This is a genomic window from Streptomyces sp. NPDC038707, assembly GCF_040636485.1.
In the GTDB taxonomy this organism is placed as follows: domain Bacteria; phylum Actinomycetota; class Actinomycetes; order Streptomycetales; family Streptomycetaceae; genus Streptomyces.
In genome coordinates this window covers 90,850-116,422 of sequence record NZ_JBEZUP010000016.1, presented here as the reverse complement: position 1 = coordinate 116,422, position 25,573 = coordinate 90,850, and the positions used below count along the sequence as shown (strand labels likewise).

The 25,573-nt window shown below is 71.8% G+C and carries 18 protein-coding genes; 13 read left to right on the top strand and 5 right to left on the bottom strand.

Annotated elements, in window-relative coordinates:
• Window positions 1-351: 351 nt before the first annotated feature.
• From AB0E62_RS22655 to AB0E62_RS22640, 4 genes are all read left to right on the top strand, one after another.
• The gene (locus tag AB0E62_RS22655; RefSeq protein ID WP_362196698.1) at window positions 352-2,007 is read left to right on the top strand and encodes a diaminobutyrate--2-oxoglutarate transaminase family protein; all 1,656 of its coding nucleotides are present in this window, start codon (window positions 352-354) and stop codon (window positions 2,005-2,007) included.
• A gap of 217 nt (window positions 2,008-2,224) precedes the next feature.
• Entirely contained in the window at window positions 2,225-4,402 is a 2,178-nt protein-coding gene (locus tag AB0E62_RS22650) for an IucA/IucC family protein (RefSeq protein WP_362196537.1), read from the top strand.
• 46 nt (window positions 4,403-4,448) lie between these two features.
• Complete coding sequence (locus AB0E62_RS22645; RefSeq protein ID WP_362196534.1) at window positions 4,449-5,219, top strand: GNAT family N-acetyltransferase; 771 nt, start codon at window positions 4,449-4,451, stop codon at window positions 5,217-5,219.
• 372 nt (window positions 5,220-5,591) lie between these two features.
• Window positions 5,592-7,568 (top strand): ATP-dependent DNA helicase, encoded by a 1,977-nt coding sequence (locus tag AB0E62_RS22640; protein ID WP_362196531.1) that lies wholly within the window; start codon window positions 5,592-5,594, stop codon window positions 7,566-7,568.
• Between the two features lie 142 nt (window positions 7,569-7,710).
• Here the strand turns inward: AB0E62_RS22640 and lexA are convergent, their stop codons facing one another.
• On the bottom strand, window positions 7,711-8,490 hold the full coding sequence (gene lexA / locus AB0E62_RS22635) for a transcriptional repressor LexA (RefSeq protein WP_030785435.1): 780 nt from the start codon (window positions 8,488-8,490) through the stop codon (window positions 7,711-7,713).
• 560 nt (window positions 8,491-9,050) lie between these two features.
• Between lexA and nrdR the strand changes: the two genes are divergently transcribed.
• Complete coding sequence (nrdR, locus tag AB0E62_RS22630) at window positions 9,051-9,599, top strand: transcriptional regulator NrdR (RefSeq protein WP_362196528.1); 549 nt, start codon at window positions 9,051-9,053, stop codon at window positions 9,597-9,599.
• Window positions 9,600-9,764: 165 nt separating this feature from the next.
• Window positions 9,765-12,656, top strand: a complete 2,892-nt coding sequence (locus AB0E62_RS22625; protein ID WP_362196525.1) for a vitamin B12-dependent ribonucleotide reductase — start codon at window positions 9,765-9,767, stop codon at window positions 12,654-12,656.
• Between the two features lie 70 nt (window positions 12,657-12,726).
• Here the strand turns inward: AB0E62_RS22625 and AB0E62_RS22620 are convergent, their stop codons facing one another.
• The gene (locus AB0E62_RS22620; RefSeq protein ID WP_362196522.1) at window positions 12,727-13,293 is read right to left on the bottom strand and encodes a TerD family protein; all 567 of its coding nucleotides are present in this window, start codon (window positions 13,291-13,293) and stop codon (window positions 12,727-12,729) included.
• Between the two features lie 113 nt (window positions 13,294-13,406).
• Between AB0E62_RS22620 and AB0E62_RS22615 the strand changes: the two genes are divergently transcribed.
• From AB0E62_RS22615 to AB0E62_RS22605, 3 genes are all read left to right on the top strand, one after another.
• A complete protein-coding gene (locus tag AB0E62_RS22615) occupies window positions 13,407-14,012 on the top strand; it encodes a YdbC family protein (RefSeq protein ID WP_362196519.1) in 606 nt (201 codons plus the stop codon).
• Window positions 14,013-14,094: 82 nt separating this feature from the next.
• The gene (locus AB0E62_RS22610) at window positions 14,095-14,754 is read left to right on the top strand and encodes a histidine phosphatase family protein (RefSeq protein ID WP_362196516.1); all 660 of its coding nucleotides are present in this window, start codon (window positions 14,095-14,097) and stop codon (window positions 14,752-14,754) included.
• 21 nt (window positions 14,755-14,775) lie between these two features.
• Entirely contained in the window at window positions 14,776-15,681 is a 906-nt protein-coding gene (locus AB0E62_RS22605; RefSeq protein WP_362196513.1) for an ADP-ribosylglycohydrolase family protein, read from the top strand.
• Between the two features lie 380 nt (window positions 15,682-16,061).
• On the opposite strand, the gene AB0E62_RS22600 is transcribed toward AB0E62_RS22605, so the two are convergent.
• A complete protein-coding gene (locus AB0E62_RS22600) occupies window positions 16,062-17,612 on the bottom strand; it encodes an MFS transporter (RefSeq protein WP_362196510.1) in 1,551 nt (516 codons plus the stop codon).
• Window positions 17,613-17,796: 184 nt separating this feature from the next.
• On the opposite strand from AB0E62_RS22600, the gene AB0E62_RS22595 reads away from it, so the two are divergent.
• From AB0E62_RS22595 to AB0E62_RS22585, 3 genes are all read left to right on the top strand, one after another.
• A complete protein-coding gene (locus tag AB0E62_RS22595) occupies window positions 17,797-18,420 on the top strand; it encodes a TetR/AcrR family transcriptional regulator (RefSeq protein ID WP_362196507.1) in 624 nt (207 codons plus the stop codon).
• Window positions 18,421-18,501: 81 nt separating this feature from the next.
• Window positions 18,502-19,203: a ribonuclease HII gene (locus AB0E62_RS22590; protein ID WP_362196504.1), complete on the top strand. Its 702-nt coding sequence runs from the start codon at window positions 18,502-18,504 to the stop codon at window positions 19,201-19,203.
• Between the two features lie 68 nt (window positions 19,204-19,271).
• Entirely contained in the window at window positions 19,272-19,901 is a 630-nt protein-coding gene (locus AB0E62_RS22585; protein ID WP_362196500.1) for a hypothetical protein, read from the top strand.
• Between the two features lie 643 nt (window positions 19,902-20,544).
• Here the strand turns inward: AB0E62_RS22585 and AB0E62_RS22580 are convergent.
• The gene (locus AB0E62_RS22580) at window positions 20,545-21,165 is read right to left on the bottom strand and encodes a hypothetical protein (protein WP_362196497.1); all 621 of its coding nucleotides are present in this window, start codon (window positions 21,163-21,165) and stop codon (window positions 20,545-20,547) included.
• 295 nt (window positions 21,166-21,460) lie between these two features.
• The gene (locus AB0E62_RS22575; RefSeq protein WP_362196494.1) at window positions 21,461-23,626 is read right to left on the bottom strand and encodes a RecQ family ATP-dependent DNA helicase; all 2,166 of its coding nucleotides are present in this window, start codon (window positions 23,624-23,626) and stop codon (window positions 21,461-21,463) included.
• 142 nt (window positions 23,627-23,768) lie between these two features.
• On the opposite strand from AB0E62_RS22575, the gene AB0E62_RS22570 reads away from it, so the two are divergent.
• Window positions 23,769-25,379, top strand: a complete 1,611-nt coding sequence (locus tag AB0E62_RS22570) for a DUF4192 family protein (RefSeq protein WP_362196491.1) — start codon at window positions 23,769-23,771, stop codon at window positions 25,377-25,379.
• The last annotated feature ends 194 nt before the right edge of the window (window positions 25,380-25,573 follow it).

The following is a 25,573-nucleotide window of genomic DNA, read 5'->3' as shown; positions in this document are numbered from 1 at the left end:
GCGACCGGCGGCGAACCGTGGACGGTTCACGCCGGTCCCGCGACCTTCTGGGAACGGCATCACACACTATGCGGTCGCTGTGGGGGAGTTCTGTCCGGGCGGCAACGGTTCCGTCACAGGCTGCCTGAACAGGGCCGCATCCCACCGGGGTTCTCCACCGCGCCCGCTCTCCGGCAGGGCTGTGGGAAGCCTGACCTCACTTTCCCGGCAAGGATCTCCGGGCAACCCCGTAACCGGCCGAACGGACGACGGTTGTAGCCGGTGGAACCGGGCCGTCGGCGTCCGGTCCCCGAGCACCGACTCGCCCTTGACCAGCCTGGAGGACAGCGCGCCGTGGCCGTTACCGAGTCGATGGCTGTAGGCACATCCGGAGAACCGGGAGGCGCCTTCGGAGAAGCCCGGCCCGGGTACGAGGGGATCCTCAGACGCCAGTCGGCGCGCGAGTCCTCGGCGCGCACCTACGCCCGCGCCCTGCCCATCGTTCCCGTACGGGCACGCGGGCTCACCATCGAGGGCGCCGACGGCCGCCGTTACCTGGACTGCCTCTCCGGCGCCGGCACACTCGCCCTCGGCCACAACCACCCGGTCGTGCTCGAAGCCGTCCGCGGGGTCCTCGACTCGGGCGCCCCGCTCTCCGTCCTCGACCTCGCGACCCCGGTCAAGGACGCCTTCGTCACCGAACTGTTCCGCACCCTGCCGCCCGGCCTCGCCGACCGCGCACGCGTCCAGTTCTGCGGGCCGGCCGGCACCGACGCCGTCGAGGCCGCCCTGAAACTGGTCCGGGCCGCGACCGGCCGCACCGGCGTCCTCGCCTTCGCCGGCGCCTACCACGGCATGACCGCCGGCGCCCTGGCCGCCTCCGGCGGCGCCCCCGACGTCCAGGTCGCCCGCCTGCCCTACCCGCAGGACTACCGGTGCCCGTTCGGTGTCGGCGGCCCGCCCGGCGCCGAACTCGCGGCCCGCTGGACCGAGTCCCTCCTCGACGACCCCAAGTCCGGCGTGCCCCTGCCGGCCGGGATGATCCTCGAACCCGTCCAGGGCGAGGGCGGGGTGATTCCCGCGCCGGACGACTGGCTGCGCCGCATGCGCCGGGTCACGGCGGACCGCTCCATCCCGCTGATCGCCGACGAGGTCCAGACCGGGGTCGGCCGCACGGGGGCCTTCTGGGCCGTCGACCACAGCGGCATCACCCCCGACGTCATGGTCCTGTCCAAGGCCATCGGCGGCAGCCTCCCGCTGGCCGTGATCGTCTACCGCGACGACCTCGACACCTGGCAACCCGGCGCCCACGCCGGCACCTTCCGCGGCAACCAGCTCGCCATGGCCGCGGGCACCGCCACCCTCGCCTACGTCCGCGAGAACGCCCTCGCCGAACGCGCCGCCGTCCTCGGCTCCCGCATGCTGACCCAACTCACGGACTTCGCCCGCGAGTACGCGTGCGTGGGAGACGTACGCGGCCGCGGGCTGATGATCGGCGTCGAGCTGGTGCACCCGGAACCGGACCGACGGGAGCCGGGGGCGCCGGCGCGCGGTGCCGGGGTACCAGAGGGTCCCGGTGAGGCCGGTGATCCCGGTGATTTCGGTGATTTCGGTGGAGCCGGTGATTTCGGTGGTGCCGGTGATGTCGGTGGTGCCGATGAGCCGGCCTGGTCCGGCGGTCGTCCGGACGCTCCCGGCGGTCCAGGGACCTCCGGCATCCCTGACGCCCGTACCGCTCGTACGGCTCCCGCCGCGTTCATGGGACCCGCCGCCCGCCCGCCGTACCCGCCCGCGCCCGGACTCGCCGCCGCCGTCCAGCGCGAGTGCCTGCGGCGGGGACTGATCGTCGAACTGGGCGGCCGGCACGCGTCCGTGGTCCGGCTGCTCCCGCCGCTGACGATCAGCGACGAACAGGCGACAGCGGTACTCGACCGCCTGACCGACGCGATCACGGCGGCGGCCCGCGACCACGAGGCCCACGGCCCCCACCAGCCACGGCATCCCGACCACGCCCCGCACGCGGGCTGAACACCCTACGAAAGCCGAGGAAGGACGGTCCCGGTGGCGGTGGCCACTGGGGCGTCCTCCCGAGACTTCGCCCTCCTTACGGGCCTCCGGGCCGGCACCGACCGCCGGCCACCCCCGCACCGCCCTTCCGCGCACTGTCCGCTCGCCCGGCAAGGAACCGGGCGGACGGCGGAGCCGACCCGCACAGCATCCGCAGACCAGCCCCGCAGGAGCCGTCATGAACGCCACTCCCCACCCCGACGGCCGCTCCGGCGCCCCCGACGACCAGCAAGACTCCGGCACCCCGCCCGCCGCCGTGCCGCTCACCGACTCCGTTCCCCAGCAGAAGAGGCGGCAGACGGACACCAGCCGGCGGACGGTGCCCGGTCCCGACCGGCTGCCCGGCCCCGACCGGCTGCCCGGCCCCCACCCGCTCCCCGGCTCCGATCCGCTCCCCGGCTCCGATCCGTTGGACGATCCCGATCCGCACACCGCGGCCCAGACCGCCGCCGTCGAGAACCTGCTGCGGTGCTGGGTCCGCGAGACGGGCTTGGCCGCCCCCGCCCCCGCTCCCGCCCCCGCGAGCCTGCGCATCCCGCTGCCCGCCAGCGGCACCGCCCTGATCGCACCGGTGCGGTACTGGTCCCCGACGGGCTGGCACCGCTTCGGCCCGCCCCGCCTCGCCTCCGCACCCGCCACCGCGCCCCCCGTGGACGCCGTGACCCTGGCGGCACTCCTGACCAGGGAAACCCCCGCCCCACCCGACTCCCGGGGCAGGACGGCTCCCGCCGCGGACCCCACCACACCCGGCCCCCGCACCGGCACCGGCCGCGCACCCGCGACCGCCACGGACTCCCGCCCCGGCAGCGAGGGCACCGGCTGTGTTCCCGGCGGCGGACCCGTTCCCGGTTGCCTCGGCGAACTCGTCACCGGCCCCGGCCCCGCGGCCGGCGGCGAACTCGTGGCCAGGGTCGCCGACTCCGTCCGCCGCACCACCGAGTTCATCCGGCACCGGCGCGAACACCCCGCGGACACCCCCGACCTCTTCCTCAGCGCCGAACAGGCCCTCCTCCTCGGACACCCGCTGCATCCCACCCCGAAAAGCCGGGAGGGCCTGACCGACGCCGAGGCCGACCGGTACTCACCGGAGTCGCACGGCTCCTTCCCCCTGCACTGGCTCGCCGTCGCACCCTCTCTCCTCGCGACCGACTCGGCCTGGACCGAGCGCGGCCGTCCCGTTCACGCCGGTCACCTCGTCCGGAGCCTCGCCGGAACCGACCTGCCGCTGCCCGACGGCCACACCGCACTGCCCCTGCACCCCTGGCAGGCACGCGAGGTACGGCACCGCCCGGCCGCCGCCGCTCTGTTCGACTCCGGGCTGCTGCGCGACCTCGGCCCGCTCGGCACTCCCTGGCACCCCACCTCCTCCCTGCGCACCGTCCACCGCTCCGGCGCCCCCGCGATGCTCAAACTCTCGCTGGCCCTGCGCATCACCAACTCCCGCCGGGAGAACCTGCGCAAGGAACTCCACCGAGGAGTCGAGGTGCACCGGCTGCTGCGCACCGGCCTCGCCGGGCAGTGGCGCACGGCCCACCCCGGCTTCGACATCGTCCGCGACCCGGCCTGGCTCGCCGTGGACGACCCGGACGGCCGGCCCGTACCGGGAATCGACGTGGTGATCCGGCACAACCCGTTCACCCCGGCCGACCGCGTCGGCTGCGTCGCCGGACTCGTATCACCCCGCCCCCTCGCGGTACCGCCGGCCAACGCCGGAGAACGCCCCGCCACTTGGCCGGTGCGGTCGCGGCTGGCCCATCTCCTCGCACGGCTCGCGGTCCGTACCGGCCGGTCCGTCGGCGCCGTGGCGGCGGAGTGGTTCCTGCGCTATCTGGAGCAGGTCGTCCGCCCCGTCCTCTGGCTCGACGGCGAGGCCGGCATCGCCCTCGAGGCGCACCAGCAGAACACGCTGCTCCTGCTGGACGGCGACGGCTGGCCGGCCGGCGGCCGCTACCGTGACAACCAGGGCTACTACTTCCGCGAGTCCCGGCGGACCGAACTGACCGCACGGCTGCCCGGCATCGGTGAGCGCAGCGACACCTTCGTACCGGACGAGGTCGCCGACGAACGCTTCGCCTACTACCTCGCCATCAACAACGTGTTCGGCCTCATCGGTGCCTTCGGCTCCCAGCGCCTGGCCGACGAGCGCCTGCTCCTCGCGGCCTTCCGCCGCTTCCTGACCACCCTGGCCTCGGGACCCGCCGCCCTGCGTACCTCTCTGCCCGGCCTCCTGCTCGACTCACCCGTGCTGCGCTGCAAGGCCAATCTGCTGACCCGGCTGCACGACCTCGACGAACTCACCGGCCCGGTCGACACCCAGTCCGTCTACGTCACCCTCACCAACCCCCTTCATTCCTGAGCGACCTACGCACCCGACCCACCTCGACTCCTGAGAGGAGAGCACCGTGCTTCCCACCGACGCGCTCGCCGGAACCGGCCCCGCCCCCGCCCACCCGGACAGCGCCGGCCCACGGCCCGGTACGGCGGGTCTCCGGCACTTCCCGTTCGGCCCGTTCCCCGTGGCGGACGACGAGCCGGACAGCGAGGAAACGCTGGAGCTGCGACTGCCCGCCGAGTTCCTCGGCCTCCGCGCCGGGGCGACGGCCGGCCTCCTGGACACGATCGGCACGTGGGGCGCGGTCACGACCACCGCCGGCTCCTTCCAACTGCTGCCCGTACAGCTCGACCGGGACCTGCCGCTCGTCCACCGCTGGATGAACGACCCGGCCGTCGCCGACTTCTGGGAACTCGCCGGACCCCCGCACCGCACGGAGGACCACCTGCGCACCCAACTGCGCGGCGACGGGCGCTGCGTACCGTGTCTCGGCGTACTCGACGACATCCCGATGAGCTACTGGGAGATCTACCGGGCGGACCTGGATCCGCTGGCCCACAGCTATCCGGCCCGGCCGCACGACACCGGGATCCATCTCCTCATCGGCGACGCGGCCGACCGGGGACGAGGGCTGGGCTCCGCCCTGCTCCGAGCCGTGGCCGACCTGATCCTCGACCGGCGTCCCCCCTGCCCACGGGTGGTGGCAGAACCCGATCTTCGCAACACCCCCTCCATCGCGGCCTTCCTGAACGCGGGCTTCCGGTTCACCGGTGAGATCGACCTGCCCGGCAAGCGGGCCGCCCTCATGATCCGGGACCGGGTCCTGCGCGATGCGTTGTAGCGGTCCGTACTTGTTTGCTCACCATGAGATACGAGCGGGGGTGGCGCGGTGTTCCCGGACCGGAGAGAAAAGTCCGGCGAGCCTTCCGCCCGCGCCGCCACTTGCCCCGGAGAGCCCGCCTGCCCCGGAGTGCCGGAGCCCGTGCGCCGATGGGCCATGCCTCGCCGATGAGCCGTGGCCCGCCCAGAAGCCGTGCCCCGCCCAGAAGCCGTGGCCCGTCCAGAGGCCGTGGCCGGGCGGGACGTCGCCGCCCCTCCTCCGCCGTCACCGTCCCAGCCACCCCCACCCCGCAGGAGCCCCGGCCGTGATCCCGCCCCCCGTCCCCCTCAAAACCCCCCGTTTGTCAGTGCGGGGCCGTAGGGTGGTCAGGCTATGACGAAGCCCTCCCTCTCCGAACTCCTGCATGCCGCCGTCGCCGCCGTCGGCGGCACGGAGCGCCCCGGCCAGGTGACCATGGCCGAAGCGGTCGCCGAGGCGATCGACGACGGATCCCACCTGCTGGTCCAGGCCGGCACAGGCACCGGTAAGTCGTTGGGCTATCTCGTGCCCGCGCTCGCGCACGGAGAGAGGGTGATCGTCGCCACGGCCACCCTCGCCCTGCAACGCCAGCTCGTCGAGCGGGACCTGCCGCGCACGGTCGACGCCCTGCACCCGCTGCTGCGCCGCCGCCCGGACTTCGCCATGCTCAAGGGCCGGTCGAACTACCTGTGCCTGCACCGTCTGCACGAGGGCATGCCGCAGGACGAGGAAGAGGGACTCTTCGACCAGTTCGAGGCCGCCGCGCCCACCAGCAAGCTGGGCCAGGACCTGCTGAGACTGAGGGACTGGGCGGACGAGACCGAGAACGGCGACCGGGACGACCTCACTCCCGGCGTCTCGGACCGCGCCTGGGCCCAGGTGTCGGTGTCCTCACGGGAGTGCCTGGGCGCGTCGAAGTGCGCGTACGGCGCGGAGTGCTTCGCGGAGATGGCCCGTGAGCGGGCCAAGCTCGCCGAGGTGGTGGTCACCAACCACGCCCTGCTGGCCATCGACGCCATCGAGGGCGCCCCCGTGCTGCCCCAGCACGAGGTGCTGATCGTGGACGAGGCGCACGAACTCGTCTCCCGCGTCACCGGCGTCGCCACCGGCGAACTCACCCCCGGCCAGGTCAACCGTGCCGTGCGCCGCGCAGCCAAGCTCGTCAACGAGAAGGCCGCCGATCAGCTCCAGACCGCCGCCGAGGGCTTCGAGCGGCTCATGGAACTCGCGCTTCCGGGCCGCCTGGAGGAGATCCCGGAAGACCTCGGCTACGCCCTGATGCAGTTGCGGGACGCGGCCCGCACGGTGATCTCCGCCATCGGCGCGACCCGCGACAAGTCCGTCCAGGACGAGGACGCGGTCCGCAAGCAGGCACTGGCGTCGGTGGAGACGGTCCACGACGTCGCGGAACGGGTGCTGAACGGCTCGGAGTGGGACGTCGTCTGGTACGAGCGGCACGACCGGTTCGGCGCGTCCCTGCGGGTCGCCCCCATGTCCGTGTCCGGCCTGCTCAGGGAGAAGCTGTTCGCCGACCGGTCCGTCGTCCTCACCTCGGCGACGCTCAAGCTGGGCGGCGACTTCAACGGCGTCGGCGCCTCCCTGGGCCTCGGCCCGGAGGGCACCCAGGGCGAGGACCTGCCGCAGTGGAAGGGCATCGACGTCGGCTCGCCCTTCGACTACCGCAAGCAGGGCATCCTGTACGTCGCCAAGCACCTGGCGCGCCCCGCGCGCGACGGTGAGCGCGCCGACATGCTGGACGAGCTGACCGAGCTGATCCAGGCGGCCGGCGGGCGCACCCTCGGCCTGTTCTCGTCCATGCGGGCCGCCCAGCTCGCGGCGGAGGAGCTGCGCTCCCGGGTCCCCGAGTTCCCCATCCTGCTCCAGGGGGAGGAGACGCTCGGCGAACTGATCAAGAACTTCGCCGCCGACCCGAAGACGTGTCTGTTCGGCACGCTGTCGCTCTGGCAGGGCGTCGACGTTCCCGGACCCAGCTGTCAGCTGGTCGTCATGGACAAGATCCCGTTCCCGCGCCCGGACGATCCGCTGATGAGCGCGCGCCAGAAGGCGGTGGAGGACGCCGGCGGCAACGGCTTCATGGCGGTCGCCGCCACCCACGCGGCCCTGCTCATGGCGCAGGGCGCCGGCCGTCTCGTCAGGGCCTCCGGTGACCGGGGCGTGGTCGCGGTACTGGACCAGCGGCTGGCGACCGCGCGTTACGGCGGTTATCTCAAGGCGTCACTGCCGGACTTCTGGTACACCACGGACCGCAACCAGGTCCGCAAGTCGCTCGCGGCGATCGACGCGGCGGCGAAGGAGGCGGAAGGGAAGTGAGCGCGGGTGGCCGGTCCCCGGCCACCCGGCGTCAGGCGCGGCGCCTGGCGGCCTCTCGGTGACGAGCAGGGCCCCGGAACCGGCGCAGGGGTTCCGGGGCCCGGTCAGGGAGCGAGCCGGATGGGGCTCGTCGCCGCAGCGGTCACACGCGCCGCAGCACGGCGACGACCTTGCCCAGGATGGTCGCGTCGTCGCCGGGGATGGGCTCGTAGGCCGCGTTGTGGGGGAGGAGCCAGACGTGGCCGTCCTCGCGCTTGAAACGCTTGACGGTGGCTTCGCCGTCGAGCATGGCGGCCACGATGTCGCCGTTCTCGGCGACCGGCTGACGACGCACGGTGACCCAGTCGCCGTCACAGATCGCAGCCTCGATCATGGAGTCGCCGACGACCTTGAGGACGAAGAGTTCGCCGTCGCCGACGAGCTGGCGGGGGAGCGGGAAGACGTCCTCGACGGATTCCTCCGCGAGGATGGGGCCACCGGCGGCGATGCGGCCGACCAGCGGGACGTACGACGCGGCGGGCTTGCCGGCGGTGTCCGTGGGCTGCACGGTGACGGTCTGGTCCGATCCGCGGACCTCGTAGGCGCGCGGGCGGTGGGGGTCGCGGCGCAGGAAGCCCTTGCGCTCCAGTGCCATCAGCTGGTGGGCGACGGAGGAGGTGCTGGAGAGGCCGACGGCCTGGCCGATCTCCCGCATCGACGGCGGGTAACCGCGCCGCTGCACCGAGTCCCTGATCACCTCGATCACCCGGCGCTGCCGGTCGGTGAGTCCGGAGCTGTCCGCCCGGATGCCTGGAGGTCGGCCCGGCAGGGAGCGCTTGTTTCCCTCGGGATTCGTGGCTTCGTTCATCGCGTGTACCGGCTCGACTCGGCCCTGGGAGCGGTCCTGGGCGGTGATGGTGGCACTGTCTGCGGTGGTGGTCACGGCGGCCCCTCTCGATGGTCTCCCTGCTGCACAACGGTAGTTGCTTTCGAAAGGTTGCGCCAAACACACGTTCGAGTGAAAAAGTGCGTTTCGCCTGACGTGATCCGGTGTCCGGGTGTATGGCTGGCGCGACACTCGACGGACAAAAGCGCCCATTGTTGTACTCTTCACCGCTGGGGTCGGCTCGCCTCGTGAGCGGCGTCCCCAGTCTGCCATCCGGAATCTCGCAGTCCGGTTCCGGGGCCCTTCCGGGCGGGAGCGCCGAGCGTTCCTCGCCGCGGCGCCCACCGTATCCCCGCGAGCGCGCGGTGCGGGGCAGTGCGCCCGCGTGTCCCCGCGGGCGGCCGCCGGCCGCCGGGACGCCGTTCCGGCGCGACACGCGTGCCTGCCTTGGTGAATGAGCCGATCCCCACATGTAGTGGTTGGATGGCTACAGCGGCCCACAGATTGTGGTCCCCCCGGTCGGAGACGGCTCACCGATCGCCTATGCTTAGGGCTGCTTCGCGAGGCCTGTGGGTCCAGCGAGGCTGACGAGTCTGCTGTGAGGAGGGTTGGAGAACATGCACTGCCCCTTCTGCAGGCACCCCGACAGCCGCGTGGTCGACAGCCGTACGACCGACGACGGCACGTCCATCCGCAGGCGCCGCCAGTGCCCTGACTGCTCCCGTCGTTTCACGACCGTGGAGACGTGCTCGCTCATGGTGGTGAAGCGGTCCGGAGTCACCGAACCGTTCAGCCGCACCAAGGTCATCAACGGCGTGCGCAAGGCGTGCCAGGGGCGGCCGGTCACCGAGGACGCGCTCGCCCAGCTCGGGCAGCGGGTCGAGGAGGCGGTGCGCGCGACCGGAAGCGCCGAGCTGACCACCCACGACGTGGGACTGGCCATACTCGGCCCCTTGCAGGAGCTGGACCTCGTCGCCTATCTGCGGTTCGCCTCCGTCTACCGGGCGTTCGACTCGCTCGAGGACTTCGAGGCCGCCATCGCGGAGCTGAGGCAGGCGACGCGCCCCGCCGCGGACCAGGAAGACGCCGGCGCGGGGAGCCAGGAAGACCATCGCGGGCCGGCCGGGACCACGCAGGTCCCCGAGCCCGCGCAAGCCGCCGACTGACCGACGGGCCGGAATCCGGACGGAGAACCGGGTCCCGGCCGTACGGCGGCGAGACCAAGACCTGTCGCGGGCGGCGGCTGAGGGTGCCCGCGACGCAAGACAGGAACATGTGCCCACGGGAACAACGGGGGCATTTCAGGGCGTTTTCGCCCGTAGGGAGGCGGCATGACAGAGACGGCGAGCGGTCCGGCACGAGGTTCCCGCGCCAAGGGAGCCAAGGTCACCAAGGGACTGCGCATCGAGCGCATCCACACCACCCCCGGCGTGCACCCGTACGACGAGGTGGCGTGGGAGCGCCGTGACGTCGTCATGACCAACTGGCGCGACGGCTCGGTCAACTTCGAGCAGCGTGGCGTCGAGTTCCCCGACTTCTGGTCGGTGAACGCGGTCAACATCGTCACCAGCAAGTACTTCCGCGGTGCCGTCGGCACCCCGCAGCGCGAGACCAGCCTCAAGCAGCTGATCGACCGCATCGTGAAGACGTACCGGAAGGCCGGTGAGGACCACAAGTACTTCGCCTCTCCCGCCGACGCCGAGATCTTCGAGCACGAGCTGGCCTACGCCCTCCTGCACCAGATCTTCAGCTTCAACAGCCCCGTCTGGTTCAACGTCGGCACCAAGCAGCCCCAGCAGGTCTCGGCCTGCTTCATCCTGTCCGTCGACGACTCCATGGAGTCGATCCTCGACTGGTACAAGGAAGAGGGCATGATCTTCAAGGGCGGCTCCGGCGCCGGCCTGAACCTCTCCCGGATCCGCTCCTCCAAGGAGCTGCTCTCCTCCGGCGGCAACGCCTCCGGCCCCGTCTCCTTCATGCGCGGCGCCGACGCCTCCGCCGGCACCATCAAGTCCGGCGGTGCCACCCGCCGCGCCGCCAAGATGGTGGTGCTCGACGTCGACCACCCCGACATCGAGGACTTCATCGAGACCAAGGTCAAGGAAGAGGAGAAGATCCGCGTCCTGCGTGACGCGGGCTTCGACATGGACCTGGGCGGCGACGACATCACGTCCGTCCAGTACCAGAACGCCAACAACTCGGTCCGTGTGAACGACGAGTTCATGAAGGCGGTCGAGGACGGCGGCAAGTTCGGCCTGCGTGCCCGTATGACCGGTGAGGTCATCGAGGAGGTCGACGCCAAGGCACTCTTCCGCAAGATCGCCGAGGCCGCCTGGGCGTGCGCCGACCCGGGCATCCAGTACGACGACACGATCAACAACTGGCACACCTGCCCCGAGTCCGGCCGGATCACCGCGTCGAACCCGTGCAGCGAGTACATGCACCTGGACAACACGTCCTGCAACCTGGCCTCGCTGAACCTGATGAAGTTCCTGAAGGACGACGGCAAGGGCAACCAGTCCTTCGAGACCGAGCGCTTCCAGAAGGTCGTCGAGCTGGTCATCACCGCGATGGACATCTCGATCTGTTTCGCGGACTTCCCGACCCAGAAGATCGGCGAGAACACCCGCGCCTTCCGCCAGCTCGGCATCGGCTACGCCAACCTCGGCGCCCTGCTGATGGCCACGGGCCACGCCTACGACTCCGACGGCGGCCGCGCCCTCGCCGGTGCCATCACCTCCCTGATGACGGGTACGGCCTACCGCCGCTCCGCCGAGCTGGCCGAGGTCGTCGGCACCTACGACGGCTACGCCCGCAACGCCGACGCCCACAAGCGCGTCATGAAGCAGCACGCCGACGCCAACGGCACGGCCGTCCGCATGGACGACCTGGACACCCCGGTCTGGGCCGCCGCCACGGAGGCCTGGCAGGACGTGCTGCGGCTCGGCGAGAAGAACGGTTTCCGTAACTCCCAGGCGTCCGTCCTCGCGCCGACCGGCACCATCGGCCTCGCGATGTCCTGCGACACCACCGGTGTCGAGCCCGACCTCGCGCTGGTGAAGTTCAAGAAGCTGGTCGGCGGCGGCTCGATGCAGATCGTCAACGGCACCGTCCCGCAGGCCCTGCGCCGCCTCGGCTACCAGGAGGAGCAGATCGAGGCGATCGTCGCCCACATCGCCGAGCACGGCAATGTGATCGACGCCCCCGGCCTCAAGCAGGAGCACTACGAGGTCTTCGACTGCGCCATGGGCGAGCGCGCCATCTCCCCGATGGGCCACGTCCGCATGATGGCCGCGATCCAGCCGTGGATCTCCGGCGCCATCTCCAAGACGGTCAACATGCCGGAGACGGCGACCGTCGAGGAGGTCGAGGAGATCTACTTCGAGGCCTGGAAGCTGGGCGTCAAGGCGCTCGCGATCTACCGCGACAACTGCAAGGTCGGCCAGCCGCTCTCCGCCAAGAAGAAGGAACCGGCGGACGAGAAGAAGGCCGAGGAGCCCGCGGCCGTCGAACCCAAGGTCGAGAAGGTCGTCGAGTACCGTCCCGTCCGCAAGCGCCTCCCGAAGGGACGTCCCGGCATCACCACGTCCTTCACCGTCGGCGGCGCCGAGGGTTACATGACGGCCAACTCCTATCCGGACGACGGCCTCGGCGAGGTCTTCCTGAAGATGTCCAAGCAGGGCTCCACGCTCGCGGGCATGATGGACGCCTTCTCCATCGCCGTCTCCGTCGGCCTCCAGTACGGCGTCCCCCTGGAGACGTACGTCTCGAAGTTCACCAACATGCGCTTCGAGCCGGCCGGCATGACGGACGACCCGGACGTGCGGATGGCGCAGTCGATCGTCGACTACATCTTCCGCCGCCTGGCGCTGGACTTCCTGCCCTTCGAGACCCGCTCCGCGCTCGGCATCCACTCCGCCGAGGAGCGTCAGCGCCACCTGGAGACCGGTTCCTACGAGCCGGCCGACGACGAGGTGGACGTCGAGGGCCTGGCCCAGTCGGCGCCGCGCGCACAGGAGCTGAAGGCGGTCGCCACGCCGAAGGCCGAGACGGAGGCGGCCAAGCCCGCCCCGAAGCAGGCCCACACCAGCGCCGAGCTGGTGGAGATGCAGCTGGGCATCCAGGCCGACGCCCCGCTGTGCTTCTCCTGCGGTACGAAGATGCAGCGGGCCGGTTCCTGCTACATCTGCGAGGGCTGCGGCTCGACCAGCGGCTGCAGCTGATGACACGCCGTTCGTGAGGTAAGGGGCGCCGGCCATGGCCGGCGCCCCTTACGCGTGCGGAGCAAGAACGTCAGGGCCGGTGGGCCCGGCCCATGACCCGGGTGAAGGTCGCCGGGTCCCCGTCGAAGCCGCGCAGCCCGGGACGGAAGGTCCACTCACCGGAGTCGTCCCGGACGAACTCGGCGATCGCGGCGGCCGTCGCCCCGGCCACCGAGCCGAAGGCGTCCTCCGCGAGCACGGTGTAACCCTCACGGATCCGGAGCGCGGGATTGAGCACCTCGGCGAACGTCTTGTGCCCGTACCGCTGTTGGATGACGGCGCCCACCACCACGCGCGCGTAGCGGCCGTCGAGACGGTCCAGTTCGAGCGTCATGACCTCGTCCCAGCCGAACCCCTTGCCGTCCGTGCTGTCGCGGTTCAGGGTGATCGTGCCGTCCGGCGAGCGGCTGTCGAAGTGCACCAGATAGGCCGGATCACCGTACGCGTCGTCCGACACGAAGGTCGCGGCGATGATGTCGAGATCGGCCGGCGAGTGACCCGCCGGACTGGGGTCCCACTTGAGCGCGACCTCGACCTTGCGGATTCCCTTGCTGAAGCCGGTCACCAGGCTTCCCCCTCCCCTCTGGCTCGACCCCAACTTCCCTGCGGCCGGGGTTTCTTGTCCATCGTGCCATGCACGGGGCCCCGCACGCGCGGACGATCTTCTCAAGATGTGACCGGTGCCACGCCCGGTGGCCGTACGATGGCGCGGTGCTGGTCAAGTGGATTCGCTGCACCGTGGTGGACCGCCGGGGTTTCGAGCGGGGGCAGCGGAAGTGGGCGGGGCTTCCGGGGGAGCCGGGTTTCCGGGGACAGGGTGGAGGATGGAGCCGGCAGCGGCCGGGCGTGGCGCACCTCTTCGCCTTCTGGGAGAGCCGTGCCTTCTACGACTCCTTCATGGCCCGCTCCCATGACCGTCTGGCCGCCGCCCAGTCCGGTACCTACAAGGACGCCCAGGTCAAGCTGTTCGAGTACCGCTTCGATGTGAAGACCGGATTCGAGCCGCGCTTCACCGACGCCGATCTGATCCGCGTGGCCCTGTGCACGGTCCGCGAGGAGCGCGTGGAGCACTTCACGCTCATGCAGGAGAAGGTCTGGAACCCCGCGATGGCCGGCTCGCCCGGCATGATCCGCGGCATGTTCGCCGAGGCGCCCGGGCACGAGTTCCTGGTCCTTTCGATGTGGCGTTCGGCGGCCGAACACGGCAAGTACCGCACCGAACGTATCGAACGCCTCGCCCTGCGTGCCCAGACCGAGGCGGACATCGCGGCGCTCTCCGGCGACCTCGTGGACCTCGAACCCTCGTGGACGGTGTGAGGAGACGCTGATTCGTGTGACGTACGCCGTATGGAGCCCGTACGAGTGCTCGACCCGCCGCCGTACGCTCTAGGGTTTCGGCATGGCACGACCACGGCGCATCGTCCTTGTCCGGCACGGCGAGTCAATGGGCAATGTCGACGACTCCGTGTACGAACGCGAACCCGACCATGCCCTCGCGCTGACCGAGCGCGGACGGCAGCAGGCCGAGGAGACCGGGAAACGGCTCCGCGAGCTGTTCGGCCGGGAACGGGTGAGCGTCTACGTCTCCCCGTACCGCCGTACCCACGAGACACTCCAGGAGTTCCACCTCGATCCCGGGCTGATACGCGTCCGGGAGGAGCCCCGGCTGCGCGAGCAGGACTGGGGCAACTGGCAGGACCGCGACGACGTGCGTCTGCAGAAGGCGTACCGGGACGCGTACGGGCACTTCTTCTTCCGGTTCCCGCAGGGCGAGTCCGGCGCGGATGTGTACGACCGGGTCGGCGGCTTCCTGGAGAGCCTGTTCCGCAGCTTCGAGGCCCCCGACCATCCGCCGAACGTCCTCCTGGTGACCCACGGGCTGGCCATGCGGCTGTTCTGCATGCGCTGGTTCCACTGGACGGTCGCGGAATTCGAGTCGCTGTCCAATCCGGGGAACGCCGAGATGCGGATGCTCGTTCTGGGAGAGGACGGCAAGTACACACTCGACCGGCCCTTCGAACGCTGGCGCGAGCCGGTGCCGCAATGGCTCGCCGGATAAACCGGATAAAGTGGCAGGGCGATGACCGCTGACTCCTCTTCCCCCGGCCGCCTGGAGCGCGCCCTGACGAGCCTGCGCGGACTGGCCGTGGGGGACGCGCTGGGCTCCCAGTTCTTCGCCCCCGCGAACTATCCCCTGCTCAAGCGCCGCGAGCTGCCCGCGGGCCCCTGGCAGTGGACGGACGACACCGAGATGGCCTGCTCCGTGGTCGCCGTCCTCGCCGCCCACCACCGCGTCGACCAGGACGCGCTCGCCCGCTCCTTCGCCGAGCACCACGACGTCGACCGGGGATACGGCCCCGCGGTCAGCCGGCTGCTGCGCCTGGTCCGCGAGGGAGAGGACTGGCGCCGGCTGGCCGCCGGACTCTTCAACGGCCAGGGGTCCTGGGGCAACGGCGCCGCGATGCGCATCGCCCCCCTGGGCGCGTGGTACGCGGACGATCCCGAGCAGGCGACCCACCAGGCGGAGATCTCCGCCTACACCACGCACCAGCACCGGGAGGCCGTGGTCGGCGCCATGGCCGTGGCCGCCGCGGCGGCGTTCGCCGGCTCCCCGGACGGCCCGCCCGGCCCCGAGGCCCTGCTCGACGGTGTCATCGCCCTCGTACCGAGGAGCGCGGTCGGTCAGGGCCTGCGCCGTGCCAGGGACATGCTCGACTACGGCGACGCGACCACCGTGGCGGCCGTGCTGGGCTGTGGGCGCCGTACCACCGCTCATGACACCGTCCCCTTCGCCCTCTGGTCCGCCGCGCGGTCCCTCGGCGACTACTCGTCGGCGTTCTGGACCACGGCCCAGGCCGGCGGGGACATGGACACCACCTGCGCGATCGTGGGCGGCGTGCTGGCCGCGGGCAGGGCGGGAGCGCCGCCCGCCGAGTGGGCCGAGCGCACCGAGGCCCTGCCGGACTGGGTGCCCGCGGACGCCTGACGGCTCCGCCGCCGCGGAGGGCCGGTCTGTACGGCGCGCGATACGGTTAGAAACGCTGCGTACCCAACGGGAACTCTCCGTGATCGCCGCTCGTTGGTCCGGTATCCGCTGCCCGCCGTCTGCCGCGTCCGCGTCAGGGAAGGCCGGCGGATCCGCGATCGGAAGGGACGGAGGGAGGGGAGATGGCGTTCGCGCTGGTGGTACCGCGGGGGCGGGGCCGGGTACCGGCCGGTTCCCTGCTCCCGGCCGTGGTCCCGGCTCTCCTCCTGGTTCTCTTGTGCGCTCTGACGATCGTGGTGCGGCCGACCGGATCTCCGTGTGTGCCGTCTGTCGCCCGGCGGTGGTCCGGCCGGCCGCGGCAGCGCGCGGCGCGGAGCGGCTCAGCCCAGGTGGGGGCCCGCCGCGCCCGCCAGGGAGTCGAGGTCGCTCTTGCGGACCCGCAGCACCAGCCAGGCGGTGACGAAGGCGAGCACGGCCATCGCGGCGGCCGGGATGAAGGCCGTGGAGATGCCGTGGGCGAGCACCTCGTTCCCCCACGGCGCGGGCAGCTGGTGGGTCTTGGCCAGCTCCGCCTTCTGCTCCGGCGAGGCCCCGGCGAGGAACTTCGGCAGCTGCTTGGCGGCCTCATCGGTGCTGGCCGACCCGAAGACGGTCGTCAGGATGGAAAGGCCGAGCGAACCGCCGACCTGCTGCATGGCGTTGAGCAGGCCGGAAGCCGCGCCCGCCTCGTGCGGGGCGACACCGGACACGGCCGTGACGGTGGCCGTCACGAAGGTCAGGCCCATGCCGAGGCCGAACACCAGCATCGGGCCCAGCACCCCGCCCGCGTAGGTGCTGTCGGGCTGGATGAAGGTCTGCCAGCCCAGTCCGACCGCCACCAGCGCCGCGCCCGCCATCATGAACGGCTTGGGGCCGAGCACCGGCAGGAAGCGCTGCGACAGGCCCGCGCCGATCGCGATCGCGGCCGTCACGGGAAGGAAGGCGATGCCGGCCTTGATGGCGCTGTAGCCGAGCACGTTCTGCACGAACAGCACGATGTAGAAGAACATGCCGAACATCGCCGCGGCCAGGCTCAGCATGATCACGTACGTGCCCCAGCGGTTGCGGTCCGCGAACATCCGCAGCGGGGTGATCGGCTCCTTGGCCCGCATCTCGATGAAGACGAACGCGAGCAGCAGCACCACGGCGGCGGCGAAGGACCCGATGGTGAGCCCGTCCCGCCAGCCGTCCTCCGCGGCGCGGATGAACCCGTACACCAGCGACGCCATGCCGACCGTGGAGGTGAGCGCTCCGGCGAGGTCGAAGCGGCCCGGATGACGTTCGGACTCGTTGATGTACATCGGAGCGAGGAACGCGATCAGCACGCCGATGGGCACGTTGACGAACAGCACCCACCGCCAGTCGAGCCAGTCGGTGAGCATGCCGCCCGCCAGCAGGCCGATGGCGCCGCCGCCCGCGGAAACGGCGGCGAACACACCGAAGGCCCGGTTGCGTTCCGGGCCTTCGGGGAAGGTGGTGGTTATCAGTGCCAGCGCCGTGGGGGACGCTATCGCGCCGCCCACGCCCTGCAGGGCCCGAGCGGCCAGCAGCTGCCAGGGCTCCTGGGCCAGACCGCCCAGCAGCGAGGCGAAGGTGAACAGCAGGATGCCGGTCATGAACACCCGGCGACGGCCGAGGATGTCACCGGCCCGGGCGCCGAGCAGCAGCAGGCCGCCGAAGGTGAGCGTGTAGGCGCTGACCACCCATGTCAGATCGGTCGTGCTGAAGCTGAGCGCTTCTTGAATGTGCGGGAGCGCGATGTTCACAATCGTCGCGTCGAGTACCACCATGAGTTGGCAGGCCGCGATGACGGCGAGTGCGATGCCGGGGTGCCCCGCCCGGCGGGCCGCGCCCGATTTCTGATTGTCTGGCAGAAGCTGAGAGGTTGTCACTGTGGGTCCCCCATACAGGCGTTAGTGAACGCTCGCGTTCACTGTTGCGCCCACCGTAGTGAGTCCCAGACAGTGAACGCAAGCGTTCACTCAAGCGCGCGCCGCGCCCCGCGTCCCCCGTTGCTGCGGTGCGGCGTCACTTCCCCGGAACCCCCCGCTCACCTCGCACGCTGGAGAAACACAGATGGTTACCTCGCGCTGTACGGCCGCGCCCACCGGGACGGCTTCCCCGCGCCGGCGCGGTGCGGTGCTGGAGCGGGCGATCCTCGACGCCGCTCTGGAACAGCTCAGTACGGTCGGCTGGAAGGGGCTGACCATGGAGGGCGTCGCGGCCGGCGCCCACACCGGCAAGGCGGCCGTCTACCGCCGCTGGCCGTCCAAGGAGGACCTGGTCGCCGATGCCCTGGTGTCCGGACTGCCCCGGGTGGAGAAGGCCCCCGACCTGGGCAGCGTGCGCGAGGACCTGCTCACCCTGTGCCGGGAGGTGCGGCGGATCATGTACTCCCGGCCCGGCACCGCACTGCGCTCGGTCATTCACGAATGCGATCAGGCGCAGGCCGAGCGCTTCGAAGGAGTGATCATCGGGAGCGTGGTCGAGCCGACCGTCGAGCTGGTGCGCGAGGTCATCGTCCGTGGAATAGAGCGAGGTGAGGTGCGAGAGGACGCGGCCAACGGGTATGTCTTCGACGCTATCCCGGCCATGATGATGTACCGATCGAAGATGTGCGCCAGCGAATGGAACGACCAAGATCTGGAGGAGATGGTCGACCAGCTGATGCTCCCGCTGCTGCGGCCCTACGGAGCCTGACGCTCCGCTCCGGCACCCCGTGCCCCCATCGGGAGACCGGGGTGTCGCGCGGCGATCCCGGCGGCGTACGCTAAGGGCGCCATGCCGTACGAACCGCCTACCCACACCGTCGAGCGCTCCCTGCGCGCCACGACCGGAGCGAAGGTCATTGCCGGTGTCGACGAGGTGGGGCGCGGCGCCTGGGCCGGCCCCGTCACGGTCTGCGCGGCGATCACCGGACTGCGCCGCCCGCCCGACGGACTGACCGACTCCAAGCTGCTCACGCTCAAGCGGCGCACAGAACTGGCCGAGATCCTGCGGACATGGGTGACGGCCTACGCGCTGGGGCATGCTTCCCCCGAGGAGATCGACGACCTGGGGATGACGGCCGCGCTGCGGCTGGCCGCGGTCCGCGCCCTGGACGCCCTGCCGGTCCGCCCCGACGCCGTGATCCTCGACGGGAAGCACGACTACCTCGGCGCTCCCTGGAGGGTCCGCGCGGTGATCAAGGGTGACCGGTCGTGCGTGGCCGTCGCGGCGGCGTCGGTGATCGCCAAGGTTCAGCGCGACAAAATGATGGCCGAACTGGGTCTCGACCATGCAGACTTCGGATTTGCGGCCAACGCCGGGTATCCGTCGCCCGTGCACAAGGCCGCACTGGCGGAGCGGGGGCCCACCCCGCACCACCGTTTGTCGTGGGCGTATCTTGATGCGTTGCCTCAGTGGCGGCACCTCAAGAAGGTCCGCAACTGGGCGGACGGAAGCGTTCCGGAAATTGAGGGTCAGCTCGGCTTCGATTTCTGACGATTCCGATCGCACTGATGTGCCACCCGGTCATCCGCGCCGCACCAACGTTTGATAAATATCAACTCATGCCTCTCATTCCCGAGGAGCCTCAGATTCACGAGAGTGCCCAGGGTCCCCGCGCCACGCCCGCCAGCGGCCGTACCGCGCCGACCCCCCGCCCCGTACCCGGCCCCCGCCCCGCGGCTCCGTCCCGCCCCGGTCGTCCCGGCCCCCTGCGGCCCACACCGCCGGCGCAGCGCACACCGCGAGACGCGGCTCCGGCCAAGCCCGGCCCTTCCGGCCCGGCCGCTCCCGCCGCCGCGGCGAGCCCGCAGATCCAGTTGATCCCGGCTTCGGCCGAGGGTGCGCTCGACGCCGCCGAGGAGGCGGTGGACCTGCTCCTGGACTCGGGCCGCGCCCCTGGCGACGTGCTCGTGCTCACCACCGGTGCCCAGCACCCGTGGGCCGAGCACGAACTGTCCTTCGGCGAAGCGTCCTACTGGGCGCAGCACGACGCCGGTGACGACGTCTTCTACGCGGACGCCGCCGTCGCCTCCCGTGCCGCCTCCCGCCCGGTGGTCGTCGTGGCCGTCAACGGAGGCCCCGCCTCCGCCGCTGCCGCCGCCCTCCCGCTGGCCCACTCCCGTGCCGGTGCACTGCTGATCGTCTGCGGCGACCCGCAGCAGATCAACTCGGTGCTGGGCGCCGGCGTCTGAGCCGCGTCCGGCACCCCGGGACACCGGGGTGCCGAGGGAGCCGCTCCGGCGGGAATCCGCACGGTGCGGCTTTTGGCGCGTCCGGACGGCGGTTCGACCTGCGCGGGCGCCGGATCTGTGGTGCTCCGACGGTTGCCTGACGTTCTTGGACGACGGGCCTGCCCTGCTCGGGTCATGGCCTGTACCGGCTCGGGCGACGGGTCTGGGCCTGACCGGCTCGGGCGACGGTTCTGACGTGCTCGGACGGCGGGGTTGACCGGCGTGGGCGGTGGGCCGGGGCTGTGACGCCGCCGGGGCCGCTCCGCCGGGCGTGCCCGGGAGTGCCGGCCGAGGCCGTGCGGGGAGTGACGCGGGCCGCCACTGCGGTGCCTGCCGTCCGGATACGCGCCCGTCGGTGCCGACCGGAGATCACCGGCGGCCGTCGCCGGGGCGCCCTCGTGACGGATCCCGCGGTCCCCGGGGCTCCTCGGGGCGCGGAAGGCGAGCCCGCCGTCACTCCTGGGGGCCGCTCACCGCGCACCCGGTTCAGCCCGGCTGTCGCGTGCCGGCCGGAGGCGCCGCGGCAGTCCCGGGTCAGTGGCGCGAACCGGCGCAGGCCCGCACCGGCGTAGGCCCGTACCGGCGTAGGCCCGCACCGCGTTGGTCAGCGAGCCGCCGCCCGGCGCAACACCTCGGAGACGGGGCCGCCGGTGCGCGGCGCGAGTGGCGGGGCGTCCGACGTGGCGAACGGCTCCGGTGCCGAGTGCGCGTTCGGCCGCCGCCCGCCGCGTCCCTCGCCGAGCACCTGCCAGCCGTCATGGGTCAGCGTGATGTACGCGCCACAGCGCAGCCCGTGCAGTGTGCAGGCATCGCGCAGCCCCCACATCCAGGCGCCATCCTCCTCGGTCCAACGTGCGTCGCCCTCACGGCAGTAGAGCAGGACGGCCGTGCGCACAGGGGTGCGGCGACGCAGGTCGTGCGGAATCACCCGGCGCAGCTGGGCCAGCAGCGCGTTGCGGAACATCCAGCCGTCGGCCGGGGCCGCACGGCGCGTGAACGAGGCACTCGCCCGCAGCCGTTCGTCCGGATCGAGCACCGCCACGACCGCCGTGAGCGGCTGCGGGTGATGGCGGGCATGGAGGCCGCTGACGACCTCACGGGGGTTGCGCAGCAAAGGGATTCCGGCGGCGGCCCACTCCGCCGGTTCCAGCAGACGACTGGCGGAAGCGGCGGACGCGGGTGTCGACAACGAGGCCGCCGAGGACGAGGCGAATCCGAAGGTCACGTTCCTCCCTTCGGCTACGCGCCCATACTGCGGGCGAGGTCGGATTCGGGGGAGCGCGCGCCGCAGCGGGGCCCAACCGGGTCACGGGTGAGTCGTGCGGGCAGCGGACCTCAATTCTTCCTGTCGAACTTGGCTGCGGCAACGAGCAATTGGCGCCGCCGAGCGTTATCTGGTAGTGCGTGGCTTATATCCCTACCCAAAGGTTGTGACGACGACGCCTGCGCCCTCCCCGAACCGGTCCGGAGGGCCGCTGTGAACGACTGCGCGGTGGCCCGGACCAGCGATGACGCGGCGCTCACCCCTGCACGGCGAGGACCAGCGGCAGCACGCCGGAGGCCCCGGACTTGCGGAGCAGACGTGCCGCGACCGCCAGCGTCCAGCCCGTCTCCGTGAAGTCGTCGACCAGCAGCACCGGACCGTCGGACCCGGCGAGTGCCGACGCCAGCGCCGGAGGCACTGTCAGCGCCCCGTCAAGGGCCTTCAAGCGCTGCGCGCTGTTGCTGCGGTGCACGCGGGGCGCCTCACCGGCGTATTCCACCGAGCCGAGCAGGGGCAGCCTGCCGACCTCGGCGATGCGCGTGCCCAGGGAGTGGATCAGCCTGGGCCGGCTGCGCGAGGCCATGGTCACCACGCCCACCGGCCGCGGCGGGGCGTCGGACGCACCGGAGGCCCAGCCGCCCGGGCCGCGGGCCCAGTCGGCCAGGACGCCGACCACGGCGTGCGCAACGTCGTCCGGCACCGTCGTGTCCGGTGTCTGCGGCGTGAACAGGGGCCGCAGCCGGTTGCCCCAGCCGATGTCCGACAGACGTCCCAGCGCCCTCCCCGGCGAGGCCTGTTCCCCTGCCGGGATGCGCCCCTTGAGGCCGATGCCGATGGCGGGGAGCCCGGTCGGCCACATACGCCGGGGCTCCACCTCCACTCCGGCCCGGCCCAGGTCGCTCCGCGCGGCGTCCAGGGCCGCCGGGGACAGGCCGGAGGTGAAGCGCGGCCCCGCGCAGTTGTCACAGCGGCCACACGGTTTGGCGTCCTCGTCGTCCAGCTGGCGCTGGAGGAACTCCATCCGGCACTCGGTGGTGGTCGCGTACTCGCGCATCGCCTGCTGTTCGGCCGCGCGCTGCCGGGCCACCCACGCGTACCGCTCGGCGTCGTACGACCACGGCTGTCCGGTGGCCGTCCAACCGCCCTTGACCCGACGCACCGCCCCGTCCACGTCGAGGACCTTCAGCATGGTCTCCAGACGGGAACGGCGCAGCTCCACCAGCGGTTCCAGGGCAGGCAGCGACAGGGGCCCGTCCGCCCGGGCGAGGACGTCGAGGGTGCGCCGGACCAGGTCCTCGGAGGGGAAGGCCAACGAGGCGAAGTACTCCCAGATCGCCTCGTCCTCCTTGCCCGGCAGCAGCAGGACCTCGGCGTGGGCCACTCCGCGTCCGGCCCGGCCCACCTGCTGGTAGTAGGCAATGGGGGAGGCGGGGGAGCCGAGATGGACGACGAATCCGAGGTCGGGCTTGTCGAAGCCCATGCCGAGGGCGGAGGTGGCCACCAGGGCCTTGACGCGGTTGGCGAGCAGGTCCTCCTCCGCCTGCTGCCGTTCGGCGTTCTCCGTCTTGCCCGTGTAGGAGGCGACGGTGTGTCCGCGCTGCCGCAGGAAGGCGGTGACCTCCTCGGCGGCGGCGACGGTGAGCGTGTAGACGATGCCGGAGCCCGGCAGGTCGTCGAGGTGGTCGGCGAGCCAGGCCATCCGGTGCGCGGCGTCCGGGAGCCGCAGCACGCCGAGGCTCAGACTCTCCCGGTCCAGCGGTCCGCGCAGCACCAGCGCATCGGTCGCGCCACCCGTGCCGAGCTGCTCGGCGACGTCCGCGGTCACCCGCGCGTTGGCCGTGGCGGTGGTCGCCAGTACGGGGACACCGGACGGCAGGTCGCTCAGCATGGTGCGCAGCCGGCGGTAATCGGGGCGGAAGTCGTGGCCCCAGTCGGAGATGCAGTGGGCCTCGTCCACCACGAGCAGGCCGGTGGCGGCGGAGAGCGCGGGCAGCACCTGGTCGCGGAAATCAGGGTTGTTCAGCCGTTCCGGCGAGACCAGCAGCACATCGACCTCGCCCGCCGCGATCTCGGCCTGGACGGCGTCCCACTCCTCGGTATTGGCCGAGTTGATGGTCCGGGCGTGGATACCGGCCCGGGCCGCGGCCTCCACCTGGTTGCGCATGAGCGCGAGCAACGGCGAGACGATCACGGTGGGGCCGCTTCCTCTGGCCCGCAGCAGCGAGGTCGCGACGAAGTACACCGCGGACTTGCCCCAGCCCGTGCGTTGGACGACCAGGGCCCGGCGCCGGTCGGCGACCAGCGCCTCGATCGCCCGCCACTGGTCCTCCCGCAGCCGGGCGGCACCCGTCGCGTCCCCGACGAGCCGGGCGAGAACGGCATCGGCCTCTGTCCGGAGATCCGCGTTGCTCGTGTGTTCCATGCGTTCCATACAACAGGACGGCACCGACAACCGGGCGGGCCCGGGCCGGGGCTGTGGACAACCCGACCGGCCTTGTCGTGTCCCTGATCCGACTTATCCACAGGCTCAAGCGGAATACTGGAATCCGCGAGATCGTCGGCGCATGACGAATCACAGCGAAACCGCCGGAGCCTTCGGAAACGACGACATCTCCGGGCACGACCCGTCGGCCGGACCGGCCGACCACACCGCACAGGTGACCCTGCGCACCCCCGCCGAACTGGCCGACGCCCTGCCTTACCTGCTCGGCTACCGCCCCGAGGACAGCATGGTGCTCGTCGCCCTGCACGACCGGGGAGGCAGCGGCAGGTTCGGCGGCCGGGCCCGGCTCGGCATCCCCGCGAACGAGGAGGACTGGGAGTCCGCCGCCCGGCAACTGGCCCGCGGTCTGGTGACCGGCAGTGAGCGGCGCGGCGCCCGGCCTGAGGGCATGGTGGCCTACGTCTGCCAGGAACCGGGTCCCGGAGAGTCCGGCCGGCAGGTCAAACTACGGCTGACGAGGCTCGCCCAGCTCATGCGCACCGAGTGCGGAAGCCTCGACGTGCCCGTCGTCGAGGCCCTGTGCGTCTCGGACGGGCGGTACTGGTCGTACTGCTGCCCGGTCAAGGACTGCTGCCCCGAGGACGGCTCCCCGATGGGGCTGCCCGGCACCTCCGTGCTCGCCGCGGCGGCCACCTATGCCGGTCTCCAGGTACGCGGCACGCTGAAAGAACTGCGCTCCAGGCTGCAGCCCTGCGAGTCCGCCGCGGCGCTGGACCAGGAGATCGCCCTCGACGCGGCGGGCATGAGCCTGGTGCCCCGCATCCTGGACGAGACGACCCGCGAGGAGGTGGCGCAGGAGACCCTCGTCCTCGCCGAGCGGGTCATCCACCGCTTCGCCGCGGCGGCGCCGGTCTCCGGCACGCATCCGGCTGACGTCCGTGACGACGGCCTCCTCGGCGCCGACGAGGCGGCGGCCCTGATCCTCGGACTCCAGGACCGCACGACCCGCGACAGGGCGGCCGCCTGGATGGAAGGGGATGTGGCAGGCACGGCGCTGCGGCTCTGGCGCGCCCTGGCCCGCCGCTGCGTCGGCCCCTACAGCGAGCACGCCGCCGCCCCCTTGACCCTGGCGGGCTGGGTCGCCTGGTCCACGGGTGACGAACTGGAGGCACGCGAGGCGCTGGCCATGGCACTGGGCGCGGATCCCGACTACCTCTTCGCACGCCTGCTGCACCAGGCGTGCAACGAAGGGCTCGACCCGGAAGCGGTCCGCCGCTGCCTGCGCGCCCAGGACACGCAGGAGCCGCAGGACGCGCAGAACGAGCCGGAGACACAGAACGCCCAGGGCGCGCACGACACGCAGGTCACAGCGGCACAGAAGGCGAGGCCGACGAACCCGGCACCGCAGCGGGCGCTCGCCGAGGCCCCGCAGGACCCGGCCCAGCCCTCCCTGGTCCCGGCGGAGGTCCCGATCCCAGGCCCCAGGCCCGACGGGCAGCGCAGGCGTCGCACGCGGAGCACGGACGGCGACGACAACCGTCCCACGGCCCGGTCCACGGCCGACCAGCGCAGGCCGGCCGGCTCCCGCCCCCGGTCGACCACGTCCGGGTCCGCCAGGCCCGGTCGCCGGAGCGCGAGCACCAGGCGCACACGTGCCACCGGTCCGGGCGACAGCGCGGCCGGCGGTGTCCCGTCGGAGGGCGGACACCCGCGCCCCGAGGGCAACCGATGAACGCCCACCGGTCCGAGCCCGGAAGGGCGCATCCCTGGCCGCACGCGGCTGCGGAGACCGAACAGGGCCCCGCGCGCCGACAGCGGCGAACCCCCGGTTCCATGCCGAACCGGCTTCCGCCCCGGCCGCGCCCGCGGGCCGGCCGCCGCACCACGGCTCCGCCTCGTGCAGGCCGCCGGTCATGAGAAGCATCC